Source organism: Halomonas sp. KX33721, assembly GCF_001596805.1.
Classification (GTDB): Bacteria; Pseudomonadota; Gammaproteobacteria; order Pseudomonadales; family Halomonadaceae; genus Vreelandella; species Vreelandella aquamarina.
Window position 1 is genome coordinate 1 of sequence record NZ_LVIA01000027.1, and the last position, 20,032, is coordinate 20,032.

The window sequence follows — 20,032 nt, forward strand, 5'->3', positions numbered from 1 at the left end:
GTGCCGGTGGAATCGTCACCTGCCGATCCGGGAACAGCATGAGAAGTTGAGTCGTAAGATCCAAGGTCACGTTGCCTACTACGGTATTCGCGGCAATATGCGATCCATACAGACGTTTCGCCATCGGGTGAAGTGGTGCTGGATCAAATGGCTGAGCCGGCGATCCCAGAAGGCAAGGATTGTGTGGCGGAATGCGCTTCAACTCTTTAAGTTACTGCCGTTTCCCAAGGCGAGGATCGTTCACCCATGCTGATCCTTCAGCGAAACTGATGGTTGAAGAGCCGGATGCGTTAATTGCGCACGTCCGGATCTGTGGGGGGCCGGGTCGAGCAATCGCTCGGTCTACCCGACCATCTTCGTTTTCAGGTCGGCCTCGTGAATAAGCCGAGGTTAGTGGCAGTATTGGCTACATACTTCTGTAAACGGGTATAGGATTTAAGAAAGTTGAAAGAAGAGTGTGACTCCGATAGGTCGATATAGTGGCTGTTTTTTACTAAGCATACGTGCATAGTAAGGTTTTGCTAGTTTCTAGTGTTATGAATTTAGCGATAACGACACGGCAAAGCAAGGGCACTTTATGGATCACCTAAAGGGTTGGATTTTCTCATATTTAAATAAAAGAGGCCTCTCTGCTCCGACTGGTTCACCTCTTTATAGCTATGCTACTACTGATAATGAGTATCAATTTCTGAGCGCTGCTTTAGCAGCAAATGCAGAGGAGCGACACGATCCTATATTTAGAATTTATTGGGCTGCGGGCTTTTGTATCTTTGTATCTGAAAAATACCGTAGAGAGTATGAGTCTCACTGGTCGTGGCAAGCTTTTGATGCCGAGTTGGAGATCCAGGGGCAGCCTAACGACAGAGCTGAGTTGGTCAGACTCGGGCTGAAATTTTGGGAGCGCCCGCTGCGCTATCGTGAGCAGCGCGCTGATTACCTGGGATCTCTGTTTGCAGAAGGAGGCTTGCCATGGCGGTTACTGCAAAATGAGCAGCATGGCTTTGGCCGTGCCATCAAAGCGGGGTTGAATTACAGAAATGCCGGGCAAGAAACCGTTGCGGTGATCCGCCAGTATGAGGCGTTTTTCCCGCAGTCTTTTCGAAATGACCAAACCTATCAGCTGATGGTCAGTACGGTGAGTACCTTGAAACGGCTGGCCAGTGAGTATGAGCTTGATCAGCAGAGTGACCCGGCGGCTTTCCTAAACCAATATGCACCCGGATGGCGTGAACACTTTCCTCTGCCACTTGAGGAAGATAACGGTGTGGCCCTGGTCAATGAATGGCTGGTGGATGCGAGTGTGCAGGTTAAAAAGCGTCAGCAGGCGCGCGATTCGGCCCAGGCGTTTACCTGCGAGCATTGGCTTAGCGGTTCACTGGCATCGCCAAGGTTGGAGGCGCAGGTATGGCTGAAAAAATCACTTCAGATAGAGATTGAAGGGCACTCGATTACCAACAGTCGAGTTGAATTGGCCCTTTATGAAGGCGAGCGCCTGGCGCTGAAGCTAGGAGTGGATTACGGGCAGATTGAAGGCCATCTTATGACGGTCAGGCTGCCGGTCGAGACGGCCACCGTCAGCCGTCAACAGCCGAATCAGCCGCTCTTGCTGGTGGTTTCCTGTGCGGGTAAGCGTCTGGATACCCGAGTGATTCAGTCCAGCGAGACTGATTGGCAGCTTCTGCCAGCGGTCTTTGTGGAACACGACGAGGTTACTCGGTTGGTGGGCGTTGCCTCGGTACAGTACTTGGCGGCTGAGGCTCTGTTGCGTGTACCGCCAGGCATGCAGGCCCCGTATGCTGATGTCTTGCAAATAGATGATCTGGGTGGGCATTGGTATCGCATCAGTGGGACTTGCGTACTGGAACAAGATAGTGCTCGTTATGTCATCGAACCCGGCAAAGACGCCAACAAGACGCGTGTGGTATGGCAGGGCTCCATGTCGTCGCGAAGTACCTTGCCGGTGGCGAGCTGGCGGGGCTGGCCACGCTGCCAGCTTTTGGATACGCATGACCAGGCACAGGAACCTGCAGGTTTCAGGGTCAACGGACGCCAGGTTACTACCTTGGAAGCTCTGCCCAGTGCGGGCAGTTTCAAGGTGGAGGTGCTGGGCGAAGGTCAGCGAGTGGTTGCCCGACGCACGCTGGGTATCTTGCCGCGTGACTTGGCAATATCTGCGCTACCGGCGTCCTCAAAAGCGCCAGCACGCCTTATTATCCGCAGCACGACGGCGCTGGAGGTACGTGTACTCAACCCTGAATTAGGTTTCAGCGTGGAACACGAGGGACTCGACAACCGGGTTTATATTGAGCCTAACAGGCAAGCGCCTGCGTTTGTGCAGCTTGATATCCGTGATTTACGTTCACCGCAGGGGGTGGTGGTACGCCTACCTTATCCCGAGGAAGGCGCTCAGCTGCTGAAGGCAAATGGTGAGCCTTTAACGAGTACCGGACTAACGCTAAGGGATGTACTGGGTACGACGTTGGCCTTGACGCCACCCCCGGATGTGGCACGTACATTTTGTGTCACCATTGAGCTAATGGGTCAGACGATCCGCCTGGAGCGGCAGTACCATTATCGTGTAAAGAATAGTACGTCCGAGGTCAGCCTCTATTCACTTTACGATGATATGCTTGCCTTACTGAGCGGTAGTGCCGAGCAGGATGCCACTTTGCGTTGTCGCGTGGAAACATCCCAGCTACACAAGCAGTTTTATATATACCCCTACCAAGCAGTAATACAATTTACAAATAAATACTGTGAGTTTTTTGAGCTAGTCGATCATTCCAACAATCCTCTGATGTATCGCTGTGAAGGAACAACCGTAATGGCGATGCATTTAGCAAATCCGGAAAGTGCACCAGTGGCTATTTTACCCAGTGCGACCAATGGCGTCGTCACCGGGTTTTATGAGCTTCCAGAGGCTTTGTATAAAGATGGACCCTGGCTTTTATACCCTGCCGAGAATGCCTCAATCATCTTCAGACCAGCCATTCATGTGCCTGATCCTGACATCTGTCAGGCGAGTGAAGAGACCGAAATAAAAACGTTGCATGCCGCTGCCCGCTATTATCACCCTCAGCATTACCCGCAAGCCTTTGATGGGGTGCTCGACGCCATGGCGGAGGACTTCTTTCACTCAGGATGGAGTTATATGGCTGAGTTAAAGGCCAACTACGCCCATTTGCCACTCTCTTCCCTGGAGAGCTGGAAGCATCTGGCACGCCACCCAGAGGCCATGGCATTGGCGGTGTTTCGACTTGAAATAACGCCAGATGTTGCCCAGCGCCTAGCTCATGAACTGGCAGTGATCTGGGAAGTGATCACGGTGGCACAGTGGCAGGCGGCTGTGCAGTGCTATATCAATGCGTTGGCGAAAGAGTTTGGTCTTCCAGCGTCATTGCTGGGTGAACGGGTCAGTGATCGCATGGCATTGCTCAGTGTTCAGGTGCCGGTTTTCAGGAATTTTGCCGAGATGTTGTGTCAGCCAAGTCAGCCAAGTCAGCCATTAACTACTGCCCCACCTCTACAGGTGATATTGCCTGGTTGGCTGAATGTATTGCGTGCTCAGCACGATCAAGACGAATGGCCAACCCATCTGGGGCGCTCGCTAAGCCAGTGGCTACAGCAACAGGAACACCTGACCTGGCTGGTGGACTGGCTGGCCGAGCGTGAACTGCCCGAGCATACCTATGCGGTTATTCTCATACCGATATTTGCGGCGCACCTGACCGCCGGAAGTGTTGCGTTAAATGCTTTGCCCGCGGAAGACGCTGAACGGCGTTTTGCGTTCCGGGTGTTATCCGACTTTGACCGAACCCTATGGTATGAGCCTGTGTACTCGGCTTGTCTATCCAATTTGTTGAAGGCCAGGGAGAGTGATGCATGAGCGGTAATTTTACAGGCTTGATAAATCAGTCGTTGAAGCGTTCGCGTGAAGCCACGTTGTCCGTTCTGGGCATCAATGAGGCAGGGCTGCGTACTCATCTCGCCGAACAAATGCATGACCGCATGGGCGAGGAGGGCTGCTTTCTAGCGCCGCCGGTATTTGAACATACCTTTGGCTGGCAGCCAGGTGAGGTCACCCTGGCAGATTTGCAGGACAGCCTGCTGTCTAAAACGGTGGTTAGTGCACTGACGGCGGACACTGGGCACGGGTTTGACGCGGATATGTATCCCTATAAGCACCAGCTGGAAAGCTGGCAGACATTGCTGGCTGATAAGCCGATGTCGGCGGTGATCACGACGGGTACCGGGTCAGGCAAGACGGAATGTTTCATGGTGCCGATCCTGGAGGATCTGGTGCGTGAGTACGAGCAGCAGCAGCGCCCGCTGGTCGGCGTAAGAGCGCTATGTCTGTATCCGCTGAATGCCTTGATCAATTCCCAACGCGAGCGCCTGGATGCTTGGACATCACCTTTTGAGGAGGGTGTTCGTTTTTGCCTGTATAACGGTAATACCAAGGAACGTGTTCCACAGCCGCATCAGCACCTACGCCCTAACGAGGTGCTATCGCGTAGGCTGCTCCGCCAGCAGCCTGCTCCGATCCTGATGACCAACGCCACCATGCTGGAATATATGCTGATCCGGCAGGTCGATGAGCCGATTCTGAAAATCTCACGCGAGCAGCAGTCGCTGCGTTGGATAGTGCTGGATGAAGCGCATACCTATATCGGCTCGCAGGCGGCTGAGTTGTCGTTGTTGTTACGCCGGGTGGTAGAAGCTTTCGGCAAGCAGGCCAGTGAGATTCGCTTTGTGGCCACCTCCGCGACCATCGCGGGTGAAAAAGCAGCGCAACGGCTTCAGACGTACCTGGCATCGCTGGCTGGCGTGCCGGATGAACAGGTAGTGGTGATCGGTGGTTCGCGCCAGGTGCCAGCTGTCACGCCTCGGAAACCCGCTAATCTGAGGCTTGAAGAGATCAGCCAGATTGAGCCGGATCAACAGGTATCGGCGAAACGCTATGCAGCCCTGATCAACCATCCGCTGGCCTACCGCCTACGTGAAGCCGTGGTGAATAACGAAAAGCCACTGGATTTGAACGACCTGATGAGTGTCGTTCGTTCAGACCTGGAAAGCAGCCAGACAGCGGCCCGCCAGCAGGAAGTGCTGCAATGGCTAGATCTGATGGCGGGTACTTCACCGGCAGAGGGTGAGCCGCCTTTTCTCAAGCTTCGCTGCCATTTGCACCAGCGCATGATGCACGGGCTCTGGAGCTGTGTTGCCCCAGGGTGCCAGGCAAAATCTGCGCATCTCAGCCAATGGCCGTTCGGTAAGGTATACGTGACCCAGCGAGCCCGCTGTGAATGTTCGGCACCGGTGTATGAAGTGGCGTTCTGCAATGAGTGTAAAAAGCCACACCTGGTGGCTGAGGATGCCGGCGGCACCCTGAAACAGGCAAGCCCCTATGCTGGTGATGAATTCTCGCTGCAGGATGACAGGGATGAAGAGGTACCGGAGCAGCAGGACACCCAGTATAGCGACCAGCAGGCGGTTGTTCTGGCACCAGCCTCAGCCGAGGGGTATCAAGATAGACCGCTGGATCTTGACTCTGCAGAACTTGGGGCGTTGAACGGGTCATCGATCATCACGGTACATGTATCCACTGAATATGGCTCAGCGTGTATTCAATGCGGCGACGCAGGGCGTCGGCCTGCTGGGTTTCTGAGGAAATGCTATCTGGGCGCGCCTTTTTATGTCAGTAATGCGGTGCCGACTGTATTGGAGTTTTGCCCTGACCCGGAAGGTATGACACCGGAAGCTTTGCCCGGGCGAGGCCGCAAGCTAATTACCTTTACCGATAGCCGCCAGGGAACCGCGCGTATGGCGGTTAGGATGCAGCAGGAGGCGGAAAGGTCACGGCTCCGAGGGCTGGTGTTTGAGATACTGCGTAACCGGCAGGCGGCAGGTAACATTAATGTTGCTGGGTTAAGCCAGGAAGACGAAGAACAGCTTGAGTACGCTAGGAAGTTCGAGTCAGTTGGCTTGAATGATGAAGCAAAAAAGATACGCGATAAGATCCAGAAAAAACTTGAAGAGGCGACTAACCCTAAACAGATGTGGGTAGGCTGGCGCGAACTGATCGACGAACTGGCCGCGACCAACGATATCAGGCACTCGATACTGGACTACAACCGCTACGCCAACCCTGAATTCTTTGATGGCAGCAATAACAGTCTAACTTTGGCGGGCTTGCTGCTTCTTAGGGAGTTTGCACGGCGGCCAAAAAACCAGAACAGCACAGAAACCCTGGCGCTGGTGCAAGTGGGATATCAGGGGTTGGATCAGGTGAAGACGCTACCGCGCGAATGGGCGGAAACTAAGGTACCGAAGGTGGGAAGCCCTCATGAAAATGAGCCTCTTTCTCTGCAGGACTGGAAAGATTTTCTCAAGGTGGCGCTGGATTTCTATGTGCGGGAAAACACCTACTTTGTGATTAACGACAGTGAGCGCCAGTGGTTAGGGGCAAAGTTTTCTTCTAAACAGTTGGTGCCTCCCAATCCGGATTATCAAGACACTGCGTGCGTTAAATCCTGGCCGCAGTTAAAGCCGGGTAACCGGCAGCCATCGCGACTGATCAAGCTGTTGCTGCACGGTGCTGGCCTTGACTCTGATTCAGCGATCAGTCGTGACAAGGTGAATGCGTGGCTGAAATCGGCCTGGGAAGAGTTGACGCGGTTACAGATTCTGCAAAGCCAGGGTGGGGATGGCTATACCCTGAACCGCAATATCATTACCTTTGCCTTGCCTCAGAGCGCCTGGGTATGCCCGATCAGCTACCGATTGATGGATACCACCTTCAGGGGGCTGACACCCTATATTCCCAGAAAAGCAGAGCGCACGCAGCTGGAGTGCCAGCCTGTCGGCCTGCCGGATTTCACATCACTGGCACCGCAAGGGGAAGCCGAGGGCGCGCTTACGGCGATTCGTGGGAAAGTTGCTCGTAACGAAACGGTTCAGAAGCTGCGCCAGCAGAACCTGTGGAGTGATATTTCAGACCGCACGGTAGAAGGTGGTTTCTACTATCGCACCGCCGAGCATTCTGCCCAGCAGTCGGCACAGCGCTTGCAAAAGTATGAAGCCTTGTTTCAAAGCAGCAAGATCAATGTACTGAACTGCTCGACGACCATGGAGATGGGCGTTGATATCGGTGGTATCTCGGCGGTGGTGATGAACAACGTGCCGCCGCATCCAGCAAATTATCTGCAGCGGGCTGGCCGTGCAGGCCGCCGCAGTGAACCCAGAGCAGTTGCCTACACCTTGTGCAAGGCGGACCCGCACAATACGCGTGTTTTCAACCACCCGAAATGGGCATTCAATACGGCTATTCCGGCACCGGTCATCACGCTGAATGCCCAGCCCCTGGTACAGCGACACGTTAACGCCTACCTGCTGGCGGCCTTTCTGAAAACTTTCTCTCCGGCGGAGGGTGATCGTACCCGGCTAACCGTTCAGTGGTTCTTTAACGCTGACGAAGGCATGGTCGAGCGCTTTGTTGACTGGCTAGGCAGTGATGCGCATGCGTTAGAACAAGGCATCAGGCGTATTGTCAGGCGCACATCAGTGGAGCTGACCCGTTTGGAGACGCTGCTCAGCCGTGCTGCAGAGGCTATTCGTCAGATAGGTGATAACTGGCAAGCCGAATACAGGCTGATTAAACAACGTATTGAAACAGCCGCTGACGAACGCTATCAGCGCGCGCTGGAGCGTGAAAAAGCCCGTCACGAAGGTGAGTATCTGCTCAAGGAGCTGGCTGCCAAAGCCTTTCTGCCAGGGTATGGATTCCCGACCAACGTGGTCGCACTGAGTACCTACAATGCTGAGGATTTCAGGAACGGAAATCAGGCTCAACATACTCAATCAGAACGTGAAGATAATATCTTTACCTACAAGGAGCAGCCATCCCGCGGGCTGGATATTGCGGTCAGGGAGTATGCACCTGGCGCGCAGATCGTTATTGATGGACGCGTCTACCGTTCGGCGGGCGTCAAGATGCAGTCTTACCAGGAAGGGACTGCTGGTATTCACCAGAAGTTTGATGTGAGTTGGCAGTGCGCTACCTGTGGTATGCCTGATTATAAGAATAACGCCTACTCCCACTCGAATGATCTGCACTGCTCGCATTGTGACGCAGCTATTCCAAGCGCCAAGGTCAGGAAAGTGCTTCGGCCTATGGGATTTGTCACCGATTTCTTTGAGTCGACTACTAATGATGTCTCGACCCAGAGATACATACCCGTGGAGCGACCTCTGGTCTATGTCGACGGAACTGTCATTGCACTGCCTGACCCCGACTGCGGTTATGTAAGGTTCGGAGAAGAGGGGCAGATGGTGGTGCGCTCTGGCGGCGAGAACGGTACAGGGTTTGCGATATGTATGCGTTGCGGGCGAGCAGATTCAATGACCTCTAAGGGGGAGCTGCCTTCTGAGATGCAGCCTGATAAGCCACACCGCCCTGTGGGTGGTGCTGTGGGCAGCAAGGTTAAACAGGAGTGCACCGGTGAGGCGGTGTTGGGTGATATTCACCTGGGCTATCAGGCAAGAACGCATGTTGTAGAATGGGTACTGAAAAACCCGCTGACAGGGGGATGGATTCCGGACACTGAGCAAGGAAAAGTGATTGCCATGACGCTGGCGGTTGCACTGCGCGATGCGGTGGCCGGTCAGTTGGGTATCGCCAGTAGTGAAATGGGGTTCGGCGCTCGGCCTGACCGTAGCCTGGAAACGGGAGAAAAGCGCTATGTCGTTCAGGTGTACGATAATGTTGCGGGTGGCGCGGGCTTCGTGCTGACCGCTCTGAACCAGATGACTGACTTGCTACAAGCTGCTTTTGAAAAGCTTAACTGTTCAGCCGACTGTGAAACCGTTTGCTCATCATGCCTTGCCAGTAAGGATAGCCGAGTGGAATTTGAACAGCTGGACAGGCGACTAGCAATCAAATGGCTGAAGGAAGGGCAGTTTCGTCAGCACCTGGCGCTGCCTGAGCGTTTCAGCGCCCTGGATGGAGCGAGCTATTGGCCTTTTGGGCCAGATCGCTTTGTTCGCCACTGGCTGAATCGTTCTGCCCGAGAGATATCTGTTCGCCTGGTTGGTAAGCCAGAAGAGTGGAATCTGGGGGCGCCTGATGTTCGCCGCCAGTTAATGGCTTGGAAAGTGACGGACGGTTGCCAGGTCAATATCGTGCTTGAAACCCAGGATCTTCCGGCCGCTATCAAGGAAGAGCTGGCGCTGTTGGCACGTTTCGGTATCCGGATTGTTCATCATCAGGCGGTTATGCCTGAGGGCATTGTGCCGCTCGTTCAGCTGATCACTGCCGAGGGAAAAGCGGCGACGCTGCTGACCGATAGCCCACATGCCGGTATCCCGGGCATGGGCTGGCTAACAGCACACGATGCCAGCATTTGGGTAACCTCCGAGCAATTGCCAGCCTGGGAGTTATCGCCTGTTGATACGGATGGCTGGTTAGGTCTCTATGAAAGTGCCACTGTGCTTGAGGTGACACGAGAACTGAATGGGCCTATTGCTGAGCTATCTGGGCGCTGCAAAGCCTTGCTGACCGATAAAGCACCCACCTTCATGGCGCGTTTACAAAGCGAGAAAGTGGTTTTAATTCACTACGAAGACCGCTATTTACGCTCCCCTTGGGCCGTCATGCTTCTAATGGGGTTTATGCAGATTATTCCAAGCGAGGCTGTCGAAGCTGTCAGTGTTGATGTCGTCTCGGCGCCTGATAATGGTAGGGGCTCGCGTTTGTGGGATAACTGGGCGTGTCAAGAGGATATGCGTCAGGTGCTAACGCAGTGGCTATCAGCGATTCTAGACGCGAGAACAGAGGTGAACATCAGCAACACGCTGGCGGAGGTCAGCCATCGACGTGTACTGACGTTGACTCTTGAATCGGGTAAACAGCTGAGACTGGCCTTTGATCAGGGGATGGGGTATTGGCAGTGCCATAGCACGGTGCATGGCTTAAAGCGCTTGGACTTTAACCAGCCAGTTGAAAATCAGGTTAAGCAAATGCTGGAAAGCTGGAAGCATGTTTCTCTACTGAATTCTGGCGAATGGCCAACGGATATCGCGCTTTATGAGGTAAGTTGATCACAGAGTTGGAAATTCACGCAGTTGGAAATTGCCAAAGCGGTCTATCGATGACCGCTTTGGCCCTAGGTACGAATTTTAAATGACTGTTTGGTAATAATTAGACAATCGTCTTGCCTATTGCATCTTGGTGTACTTTGAAGGCTGCTTGATAAAATCAACAATATCTTTCGGACTAAAAGTTTGCGTCTTATTGTTGATGTAGATTAGTGTGTCATTGATATAGCCACTTTATTTTAGACAATGGCAGCACTAGTGCCTAGTCGGCCCAATGGAAGGCGAATACGCCAGGTATTGTTTAACGCTCTGCCTTTTTTACCCAATTCAGCAAATAGCAGGATTGGCATGCCGCTAAACGCACCCGGCTGGTCGGTATATCCCTTGACCCCGTCTCATTCACGAGGGTGCTGTTGGGCCGGGCTGAAGCTTCCAACCGTCAGATTCGCTCATCAGGATCCACATCTCTGGCGGAAGAGGCTACTGGCTAATGCCTGAATGCTGCTTTGTTGATGCTTCCATATGACTTTTTGTTATCAATGTCGGCTTTCAAAGCAGCCGTGATCGCCGACCGCCGCTGCGGTCGCTCGCTTTCTGGTGCTGTGGTGGTCTCGCAGGAGCGTCAGCTCAGCGGGGCCAGCTTCGGCAGCCCCTTCAGCAGCGTCGGCCACCACTTGTCGGCAGCGGCGCCGAGATGAACGGTGATTCGCCGAGCGTGCAGCCTCAGCGTGGCGGCAACCTTGAGCACCTGCTCGCGCATCCGGCTCAGGCTCCAGCCTTGCCGAGTTTGCCGCTCCAGGAGGCAGCGCAGGCCATGCAGGACCTGGTAGGCGTAGAGGCTGAGCAGCAGACTCACCTCGTTGCGCGCCATCACGTCCTGAACGGTGGAGGCACCACGATTGGTCGACGAGAGGTGCACGTCGAGCGCCGACTTCACCTCGCCCATATGGGCTTCGGCGCTGCCGCGCTTGCGATAGAGTGCCAGGACCTTCTCCGGCGGCCAGTCGAACTTGCTGAGGTTGGTGACCAAGAAGAAGGCATGCAGCAGCAGATCATCGGGGCGCTCTTGCACCACCAACACCACGCGCCGTGGTGCCGGCCAGGAGCCGGCTTGGTACTCCAGATCGTGGCACCATTCCCGCGCCTGCTCGGGCGGCCGGCCGCGTGGCCGCTTCAGGTACGGTGCCGCCAGCTTCTGTAGGCCTTTGTGACTGCGCAGCCGGCCCAGGTACTCGAGAAAGAAACGCAGTGTTCGGGCATTACGAAGCAGGCGCTCACGCCGGAAATACGGATCCTTACGAGCAATGCCGATGGCACGTAGCTTAAGACTGCCCGATCAGAGCCCTCGTGAATGAGGCGGGTCTATGTGAAGAGGTACACCGCTTACTCGGTGGTTACGGAACTGATCACGCGATTAATTTTGAATAGGCACTTGGCAAGAGTGAAAGAGTGGCTAGTAAACGCTTTTTTATAACGTTGCCATACACCATGTAATTGAGCCCTCCTGTGGTTAGGGAATCCAGTAAAGTTAGATTAACTGTGTGGCGATGTCATCTTTATTCTGTTATCGCTACCCATAGCGATGTGTCACAGCTAGCTGGTAGTCTTATTCCTCTTTTTAAGAGAGCACACTATGCCGCCCACAACCCCCACAATGGCCGCGTCTCCCTATGCTTCACGCCGTGAGATTTTCGGCTGGGCGATGTTCGATTTTGCCAATCAAGCGTATACGCTGCTGATTATTACCGTGGTATTTGGTGAGCTGTTTACTACCGTAATTGTCGGTGAGCGTAACGATGGCTACCGCTTAGCTAACTTTTTATGGAGCTTGGCCTTAGCCATTAGTTATTTACTGGTGGTGATCAGCGCTCCCCTGTGTGGCGCCATCATGGATTACCGTGCTGAAAAAAAGCGCTTTCTTCTGTTTAGCTACATGGCGACGGTGGCAACCACGGCCATGCTCTACTTCGTTGAGCCCGGCTACGTGGTGTTAGGCCTTCTGTTAATCGTACTCTCAAACTACGCCTACTCCATGGGAGAGTCATTTATTGCCGCTTTTCTGCCAGAGTTAGGGCCGCCGGATGCGCTGGGTAAAATTTCCGGCTTTGGTTGGGCATTGGGCTATATTGGCGGCCTATTGGCCGCAGGGTTTACGCTGATTGTGCTAGGAGAGGCAACGGCTGACAATTTTGAGCGTATTCGCTGGGTAGGGCCTTTTGCAGCAGGGTTCTTTTTTAGTGGCGGCGATTCCCACTTTTTTATGGCTGAAAGAGCGCGGTGTACCTAAACCCCATGGCGTTTCTTATCGGCAAATTGCCCGGCAGCGGATTTTGGGTACTTTTCATGAGCTGCGCTACTTCAAAGACTTAAGCGTTTTCTTAGTGTCACTTCTATTTTCGATGGCAGGGGTTTACATCATTATCGCTTTTGCTTTTATCTACGGGGCCCAGGTGATTGGCTGGGATGAGAGCGTGCGCAATATCATGTTTATTATTGTGCAGGTCACCGCTGCTGCGGGAGCCATCGGATTTGGGTTTTTACAAGATAAACTGGGCGCTAAACACACTTATCAAATGACACTTGCTCTCTGGGTTGCGGCTATTGTCGCGATCTGGGCAACGCCGGCGTTAACCGAGTGGCTCAATCAGCAGTTTGGGTGGCAGTGGCAGGCACAGCACTTGTTTTTAGTGGTCGGCTGCTTAGCCGGGTTGAGTTTAGGCTCTAGCCAGTCGGCCAGCCGCGCGCTGGTGGGTGTCTTTTCACCGCTGGAAAAATCAGCGGAGTTTTTTGGCTTCTGGGGCTTGGCAAACAAACTGGCGGGGGTGCTGGGCATCGTCATGTTAGGGGTGTTGCAAACGCTGATTGGCCTTCAAGCGTCTATTCTTTTATGTGTTGGGCTATTTATTGCAGCGATGCTAATTTGCGTAGGCGTCAATGAGCGCCGTGGCCGTGAGGCGGCAGTGGCCTGGAAAAGTTCTTGATGCCGTGAGGTGAATAATGGCAAGACACAGGCCACAGCAGGGCGGCATTGTGATGATGCTGCTATTTTGGGTGCTGTTAATGGCGGTAGGAACGTGGTGGATTCAGGGCGGTCTTGACGACATGCTGCACCCTAACGTGAACATCATGAATACCTCCCCAGACAATGGCCCGGTAACACTAAAGCGTAACCGAGCAGGCCATTTTGAAGCACCGGGTCAGATCAACGGTGAGCCTGTGACGTTTTTGTTGGATACAGGCGCCACTTATGTAGCGGTGCCTAGTGAGCTAGCTAAAAGGCTAAGCTTAGCGCCAGGGCGTCGTGCTTGGTTTAACACCGCCAATGGCCGTGTCGAGGGTAATCTGACTCAGCTAGATGAAGTAGTGCTGGGCGGTATTCAGATGAACAACGTGCAGGGCTCTATCAGCCCCGGCATGGAGCGCGATACGGTGCTGCTTGGGATGAGTTTTTTAAACCAGCTAGCGATTGAGATTCGCGGCGGGGAGATGGTGCTGCGCTTGCCAGAGCCTTAGGGCGACTTGTGCGCACTGCAGTCATGTGCTTAGCTGAAGACTCATGGATGCCAACCGCTAAGGAGTTGCTATGGGTATTGAAGTCGGTGGTTTGCTCGGTCTTATTTGGCTCATCATTGTGGTATGGGCCATCGTTAAAGTGGCAAAAAGCTCGGCTAGCGGGCTTGCCAAATTGCTATGGATTATCGCGCTACTGGTGTTTCCCCTGGTGGGGTTGATTGCTTGGTTCCTGTTCGGCCCCAAGGGATAGCCATCTTAACCATGAAGGCGTACATGAAGGCGTATTAAAAAGGCAGGCCTCGACAGGCCTGCCTTTTCTTTATATGCGCACCGTTAATCGAGCGAATCGTTGCTTTCGCTGGGCGGCGCTTTGTAGTGCCCGGGAATTTTTAACTTCTCTCCGTTGGGCAGGTCGCGCACTTGCGTTGGTACATAGACACGCTTAATGACACTTTTAGCTTTGCCATCTCCCATGGCGATCTCCTCCTGTCAGATTGTCGACAGTTTGCCACCTCACATTAGCGCTTGGTGGTGGAAGAATCAAGTTGCTCAAGACGCCCTCTAGCTAGGATGCATACGCAACGTTAATCAAGAGGCAGGCGTTTGCAAGGTTTTAAGGTATCCTGGAAGCTATCCACAACCTGCTTTTGCACAGGGTGAGCGGGTGATAATACAAACTGCCTAAGCGGAGTGAAGGAAAAGGATGGTAGATCATTTGGAACAGCAATTTCAAGCACTTGGGGCGCAGGAATCGGTAACTCCCGACTACCCTGACCAGGATCATGTGCTGATTATTGAAGATGATCAGCGCTTGGCTGAGCTCACCCGCGATTATCTGGAAGCAAACGGCTTTCAGGTGACGCTAGAAGCGGATGGTGCCAAAGGCGTAGATCGTATTTTAACGCTGCAGCCGGACCTAGTGATTTTGGATCTGATGCTACCCGGTGAAGATGGTTTAGCCATTTGCCGCCGCGTGCGGCCCAACTTTGCTGGCCCCATCATGATGCTGACTGCCCGCACCGATGACCTTGATCAAGTGCTCGGGCTAGAAATGGGCGCGGATGACTATGTGCCCAAACCGGTGCAGCCCCGCGTGCTGCTAGCCCGTATGCGTGCGCTTCTGCGTCGCGCAGATGCGCCAGCCCCCGACGGTGAAATACGCCTTAAGTTTGAGAACCTGGAGATTGATAACGCCACGCGGGAAGCCTGGCTCTCCGGTGAGCGTATCGACCTGACCAGCGCAGAATTCGACCTGCTGTGGCTGCTAGCGCGTAATGCTGGCCGTGTGCTGACCCGCGAAGAGATTTTCAGCGACTTGCGAGGCATTAAATACGACGGCCAAGACCGCTCTATTGATGTGCGCGTATCGCGTATTCGCCCAAAAATTGGCGACGACCCTAACCAGCCGCACCGTATTAAAACCGTGCGCAGTAAAGGCTATCTGTTTGTTAAAGACAGTTAAACAAGAGAGGTCGCCTAATGCGGCGAGTGCTTAGCCACGGCTCGTTTTTACGCTTCTACCTACTGCTGGGCCTAGCGCTGTGCGTGGTGTTTTTTATTGCGCTAGGGGGGCGTTCTTTTATAGAGCAGGTGCGCCGGGAAGATTATCGCGAACAGCTCGCCGCGCTGCCTATGTCATTAATGACACAGCAGCTTGCCAGCGTGCCCATAGATGAGCGTGAAACACTGTTAGGCGATTTTTCCGAGCAGCTAGGCATGCAGCTGGTGCTGCGCGACATGAACGACGCCCAGTTAGGCTATTTCGAGCGGTCGCGAATTGAGCGGGGCGCGGTGTTAGTGGCAGAAGAGCCTTGGCAACTGCGCCAGCGGCTGCCCACGGCTAACACCAGCGGGGAGCTATGGGTGCTGGAAGCCACGTTTGACGCTTGGAGCGAGCGCCAGTGGCAGGGCAGCATGGTGTTGTTGGGGGAATGGCTGGCCGCCATGCCAGAGGAAGAGCGGCTAGCGGCGCTGGCCGAGCTACGCCCCGGCAGTTGGCCGTTGAGCCTGCTCAACGCACTTCCCGATGACTTGACCACCGAACAGCAGTTTCAGCTAACGCTCGGGGGTGTGATAACCCGGCTAGTGACAGACAAGCTATCGATTACGCTACTTTATCAATTGCCTAACGCCTCGGGAGAGGCCGACCAGTGGCTTCAGGCTGGGCCTATTTCCCGAGGCGATACGTTGCCGCTCAATTTGCACTTGCCGCTGCTCGTGGCGCTGATGGTCGTGCTAAGCCTGATCATTTATCTGATTATGCGCAGCATCGAGTCGCGCATGGCGCGGCTCGAGCTGGCGGCAACCCGTATTGCCAGTGGCCGGTTGGAAACCCGCGTCAAAGTGGAAAGCGGCGACTTTCTGGGGCGCTTGGGGATGGCCTTTAATGGCATGGCGAACCAAGTGCAGAGCCTGCTGCGTGGTCAGCAAGAGATGATTCGCGCTGTCTCCCACGAGCTACGCACTCCGGTGGCGCGTATCCGCTTTGCGGTACAGATGGTCGAGGACATGACCGACCAGCCTGCCATTCAGCGTCAGCTCCAGGGTATTGATGCAGATATTGCTGAATTGGATGAGTTAGTGGACGAAATTTTGACCTATGCGCGCCTAGGTGGCGAAACGGTCAATGGCGCAGAGCTGGAAATGGCGTTGGTGGAGTGTCGGTCTATGGCGGAGCGGGTGATTGATACGCTAGCACCGCTGCACAGCGGGCAGACCTTAACCCTGGCGCCGGGGCCTGACATTGAGCTGTTAGCGGAACCACGCTACCTGCAGCGGGCACTACAAAACTTGGTGGGCAATGCTTGCCGCTATGGTAAATCTCAAGTAGTGATTCGCCTGTGGGATGAGCCGCGCTTAGTGCGTATAGATGTAGAAGATGACGGCCCAGGCATTCCCTTCGATGCCCGAGCCGATATCTTCAAACCCTTTGCGCGCCTGGACGATAGCCGCGCCCGCAGTTCTGGTGGCTACGGCCTTGGTCTCTCGATTGTGCAAAAAATCATGGCAGGCCACGGTGGTAGCGTCACCGTAGATAGCAGCCCTGCGCTGGGCGGCGCACGCTTTACGCTGCTGATTCCTCGTCGCGATTCGCCGGTTTAATTCCTGACAGCACCGCAAAGGAGGTCTCCTTGGCGGTACGCAAAAAGTCCTGCATCCACGGCGCTTCCGCCGACTCCTCACGAATAGCGGCATAGAGCGTGCTCCAGATGCCGTGCTCGCCTAGCTTCACCGCGCTGACGTAGTCGCGCTCTAAATACTCCGTGAGCGCCCAGTTGGGCAGCGCACATACGCCGCGGCCACTGGCCACCAGCTGCATCATCATAATCGTCAGCTCTGCGGTGCGAATCTCTTTAGGGCGCACGTTGGCTGGGGCCAAAAATTGGGTGAAGACATCCAGGCGAGACTGCTCCACTGGGTAGGTGATCAGTGTCTCCTCGGCCAGCGCGCTAGGCTCAATATAGGGTTGGCCCGCAAAGCTGTGTTGCCGGGCAACCGCTAGCAGCCCCTCATAGCGAAACAGCGGCACGTAGTGAACGCCTTCCAGCGGCTGAGGGTCGGCGGTAATGACTAAATCCAGCTGCTCACGGGCCAAGGCAGGCAGCGGGTCGAAATGGTGCCCGCTGGGAATATCGATCTCCACTTCCGGCCAGTGGTCGCGGAAGTAATCCACCGTGGGCATGAGCCACTGAAAGCAGCTATGGCACTCGATGGCCATGTGGAGCCGCCCCTGCTCGGTGCCCGCTAATCGGGCCAGGTCCCGCTCCGCTTTGCGAACTTCCGGCAAAATCTCATCGGCCAGCGCCAGTAGCCGAAGCCCTGCCCGCGTGAATTCTACCGGACGGGTCTTGCGCACAAACAGCGCGCTATCCACGCGACTTTCTAGATCTTTCAATTGGTGTGAGAGGGCCGACTGCGTTAAGTGCACCCGCTCAGCGGCTTCTACCAGCGAGCCAGTTTCGCGTAGGGCCAGCAGCGTGCGCAAATGGCGTAATTCAATCATTGTGAGTGTTTTTCATGTTTGATATTAAAATCTTTAGTTTGATTCACGTTTATGCGGCACTCAAACTGTGTGAAATCATTCACGTTGGAAGGAATCATCATGACAGTTTCTCATATTCTCGGCTATCCCCGCATTGGCGCTCAGCGCGAACTGAAAAAAGTCACTGAAGCTTACTGGAAGGGCGACGTTAGCCGTGACGAACTAGAAGCCGCTGGCCAAGCGCTACGGCTTGCCCACTGGCAAACCCAGCAAGCCGCGGGCTTGGATATGGTCAGCGTGGGTGATTTCGCATTTTATGACCAAGTGCTAAACGTTTCCGTAATGCTGGGCGCGGTGCCTAGCCGCTTTCAAGCCCAAGACGAGGTAAACGCAGGCCACGTCGACCTGGACACCGCCTTTCGCATGGCCCGTGGCCGCGCGCCAAGCGGTACCCCGGCGGCCGCCTGCGAGATGACTAAATATTTTGATACCAATTACCACTACCTAGTGCCTGAGCTTCAACCAGGGCAGACATTTACCTTAGCCTCCACGCGGCTGTTTGACGAGGTAGATGAAGCTCTAAAAGCGGGCTTTACGCCCAAAGTGACGCTGACCGGGCCGCTGACATGGCTATGGCTAGGCAAAACCAAGGGCAGTGAGTTTGACCGTCTTGAGCTTCTTGATAGCGTACTGGATGTTTACAGCGAGACGCTTTCCCGCCTAGCGACTCAGGGCATTGAGTGGGTACAGCTCGACGAGCCCGCGCTGGTACAAGATTTGCCACTGGCCTGGCAGCAGGCCTACGAGCGTGCTTACCATCGTCTGCAGTCCGCTCCGCTGAAGCTACTGGTCGCTACCTACTTCGGCGCGCTGGGCGACAATCTTTCGCTCACCACGCGGCTACCGGTAGAGGGGCTGCACATCGATGCCGTGCGTGCCCCCGAGCAGGTGGAGAGCGTGATCGATCGGTTAAGCCTGCACCAGGTGCTCTCGGTAGGTTTAGTGGATGGCCGAAATATCTGGCGGGCCGATTTGGCGGCACTGCGTGAGCGCTTACTGCCGCTGAAAGTGCGACTGGGACAGCGGCTGTGGCTCGCGCCTAGCTGCTCGCTGCTTCACGTGCCGGTCGATCTGCGTCAAGAGGCCGAGCTGGACGCTGAGCTGGTGAACTGGCTGGCGTTTGCTCGTCAGAAGCTGGATGAAGTGGTCACGCTGGCGCGACTGATTGATAACCGTGCTACGCCGGAAGACGAGCAGCGTTTGAGCGAGGCAACCCGCGCCTTGGATGCGCGCCGGGAATCGACGCGTATCCACCAACCCGTTGTGAGCGAGCGTTTGGCCGCCGTCACGCCACAAGACAGCCAGCGTCAGTCGCCCTATGCACAGCGTGTGCAGGCCCAGCGCAGGCTGCTGGCACTGCCGCTGTTTCCCACCACCACGATTGGCTCGTTCCCGCAGACGGATGCCATTCGTGCCGCACGTCGTGCTTTCAAGGCCGGTGAGCTAAGCCAAGCGGACTACGAAGCGCGGATGCGCGAAGAGATTGCTTACGCCGTGGAGCGTCAGGAAGCACTGGGCTTAGACGTGCCGGTGCACGGCGAAGCCGAACGGAACGATATGGTGGAGTACTTTGGCGAGCAGCTCGACGGTTTTGCGTTTACCCGCTTTGGCTGGGTGCAGAGCTACGGCTCCCGCTGTGTGAAACCGCCGATTATCTTTGGTGACGTGACCCGCCCCACGGCGATGACCGTACGCTGGAGCGAGTACGCCCAATCGCTGACCGAAAAGCCGATGAAAGGCATGCTCACCGGGCCGGTGACGATCTTGCAGTGGTCTTTCGTGCGTGATGACCAGCCCCGCGCCACTACCTGCCGTCAGATCGCCCTGGCGCTGCGCGACGAAGTGTGTGACCTGGAAAAAGCGGGTATCCATGTGATTCAAATTGACGAGCCAGCGCTGCGTGAAGGGCTGCCGCTGCGTCAAAGCGAGTGGCAAGCTTACCTGGATTGGGCTGTTGAGAGCTTCCAGCTAAGCGCGGCAGGCGTGGCCGACAGCACGCAGATTCATACCCATATGTGCTATTCAGAGTTCAACGACATCATTGGCGCCATTGCCGCGCTGGATGCCGATGTGATCACCATCGAGACGTCGCGCTCAGATATGCAGCTGCTGGATGCGTTTCAGGACTTTGCCTACCCCAATGAAATTGGGCCGGGCGTCTACGATATCCACACGCCAAATATTCCCGAGGTGGAGTGGATGGTGGCACTGATGGAGAAAGCGCTGGAGAAAATCCCGGCCGAACGTCTATGGGTCAACCCGGATTGCGGATTGAAAACCCGTGGATGGGCCGAGGTAGAGCCTGCCCTGGCCAATATGGTGGAGGCCGCTGAGCAGCTGCGTCAGCGCTACGCTTAAGCCAGGTGGGTTGCTCGGCTGCTATTA

General features: G+C 55.1%; 10 protein-coding genes and 1 pseudogene. 8 read left to right on the plus strand and 3 right to left on the minus strand.

Annotation, left to right across the window (positions count from 1 at the left end; all coding sequences use genetic code 11):
- Nucleotides 1–577: 577 nt before the first annotated feature.
- Entirely contained in the window at nucleotides 578–3,886 is a 3,309-nt protein-coding gene (locus tag A3220_RS10745) for an STY4851/ECs_5259 family protein (RefSeq protein WP_128082419.1), read from the plus strand.
- On the plus strand, nucleotides 3,883–10,095 hold the full coding sequence (locus A3220_RS10750; RefSeq protein ID WP_062374809.1) for a DEAD/DEAH box helicase: 6,213 nt from the start codon (nucleotides 3,883–3,885) through the stop codon (nucleotides 10,093–10,095). Before A3220_RS10745 ends, A3220_RS10750 begins: the two co-directional genes overlap by 4 nt.
- 619 nt (nucleotides 10,096–10,714) lie before the next feature.
- Here the strand turns inward: A3220_RS10750 and A3220_RS10755 are convergent.
- Nucleotides 10,715–11,404 (minus strand): transposase, encoded by a 690-nt coding sequence (locus A3220_RS10755; protein ID WP_354702737.1) that lies wholly within the window; start codon nucleotides 11,402–11,404, stop codon nucleotides 10,715–10,717.
- Nucleotides 11,405–11,746: 342 nt separating this feature from the next.
- Here A3220_RS10755 and A3220_RS10760 point away from each other — a divergent pair.
- The 3 genes and pseudogenes from A3220_RS10760 (at nucleotide 11,747) to A3220_RS10770 (ending at nucleotide 13,855) form a co-directional block, all read left to right on the plus strand.
- Nucleotides 11,747–13,073: pseudogene (locus A3220_RS10760) on the plus strand (MFS transporter).
- A 16-nt stretch (nucleotides 13,074–13,089) separates the two neighbouring features.
- A complete protein-coding gene (locus A3220_RS10765) occupies nucleotides 13,090–13,605 on the plus strand; it encodes a TIGR02281 family clan AA aspartic protease (protein ID WP_054641533.1) in 516 nt (171 codons plus the stop codon).
- 70 nt (nucleotides 13,606–13,675) lie between these two features.
- Nucleotides 13,676–13,855: a PLDc N-terminal domain-containing protein gene (locus A3220_RS10770; RefSeq protein WP_044630479.1), complete on the plus strand. Its 180-nt coding sequence runs from the start codon at nucleotides 13,676–13,678 to the stop codon at nucleotides 13,853–13,855.
- An 83-nt stretch (nucleotides 13,856–13,938) separates the two neighbouring features.
- Here the strand turns inward: A3220_RS10770 and A3220_RS17440 are convergent, their stop codons facing one another.
- Nucleotides 13,939–14,079: a hypothetical protein gene (locus A3220_RS17440; protein WP_162835828.1), complete on the minus strand. Its 141-nt coding sequence runs from the start codon at nucleotides 14,077–14,079 to the stop codon at nucleotides 13,939–13,941.
- Nucleotides 14,080–14,308: 229 nt separating this feature from the next.
- Here A3220_RS17440 and A3220_RS10775 point away from each other — a divergent pair, with 229 nt between their 5' ends.
- Nucleotides 14,309–15,067, plus strand: a complete 759-nt coding sequence (locus A3220_RS10775) for a winged helix-turn-helix domain-containing protein (RefSeq protein WP_062374811.1) — start codon at nucleotides 14,309–14,311, stop codon at nucleotides 15,065–15,067.
- A gap of 17 nt (nucleotides 15,068–15,084) precedes the next feature.
- Nucleotides 15,085–16,707, plus strand: coding sequence for an ATP-binding protein (locus A3220_RS10780; RefSeq protein ID WP_058577123.1), 1,623 nt, complete (start codon nucleotides 15,085–15,087; stop codon nucleotides 16,705–16,707).
- Here A3220_RS10780 and A3220_RS10785 read toward each other — a convergent pair.
- On the minus strand, nucleotides 16,670–17,608 hold the full coding sequence (locus tag A3220_RS10785; protein WP_058577124.1) for a LysR family transcriptional regulator: 939 nt from the start codon (nucleotides 17,606–17,608) through the stop codon (nucleotides 16,670–16,672). The two genes, A3220_RS10780 and A3220_RS10785, sit on opposite strands and share 38 nt — an antisense overlap.
- 99 nt (nucleotides 17,609–17,707) lie before the next feature.
- Here A3220_RS10785 and metE point away from each other — a divergent pair, with 99 nt between their 5' ends.
- On the plus strand, nucleotides 17,708–20,005 hold the full coding sequence (gene metE, locus A3220_RS10790) for a 5-methyltetrahydropteroyltriglutamate--homocysteine S-methyltransferase (protein ID WP_062374814.1): 2,298 nt from the start codon (nucleotides 17,708–17,710) through the stop codon (nucleotides 20,003–20,005).
- Nucleotides 20,006–20,032: the final 27 nt, after the last annotated feature.

Coding starts and splice junctions, on each gene's coding strand:
- A3220_RS10780 (WP_058577123.1), top strand. CDS start 15,085: ATGCGGCGAGTGCTTAGCCACGGCTCGTTTTTACGCTTCTACCTACTG.
- A3220_RS10785 (WP_058577124.1), bottom strand. CDS start 17,608: ATGATTGAATTACGCCATTTGCGCACGCTGCTGGCCCTACGCGAAACT.
- A3220_RS17440 (WP_162835828.1), bottom strand. CDS start 14,079: ATGGGAGATGGCAAAGCTAAAAGTGTCATTAAGCGTGTCTATGTACCA.
- A3220_RS10765 (WP_054641533.1), top strand. CDS start 13,090: ATGGCAAGACACAGGCCACAGCAGGGCGGCATTGTGATGATGCTGCTA.
- A3220_RS10745 (WP_128082419.1), top strand. CDS start 578: ATGGATCACCTAAAGGGTTGGATTTTCTCATATTTAAATAAAAGAGGC.
- A3220_RS10750 (WP_062374809.1), top strand. CDS start 3,883: ATGAGCGGTAATTTTACAGGCTTGATAAATCAGTCGTTGAAGCGTTCG.
- A3220_RS10775 (WP_062374811.1), top strand. CDS start 14,309: ATGGTAGATCATTTGGAACAGCAATTTCAAGCACTTGGGGCGCAGGAA.
- metE (WP_062374814.1), top strand. CDS start 17,708: ATGACAGTTTCTCATATTCTCGGCTATCCCCGCATTGGCGCTCAGCGC.
- A3220_RS10770 (WP_044630479.1), top strand. CDS start 13,676: ATGGGTATTGAAGTCGGTGGTTTGCTCGGTCTTATTTGGCTCATCATT.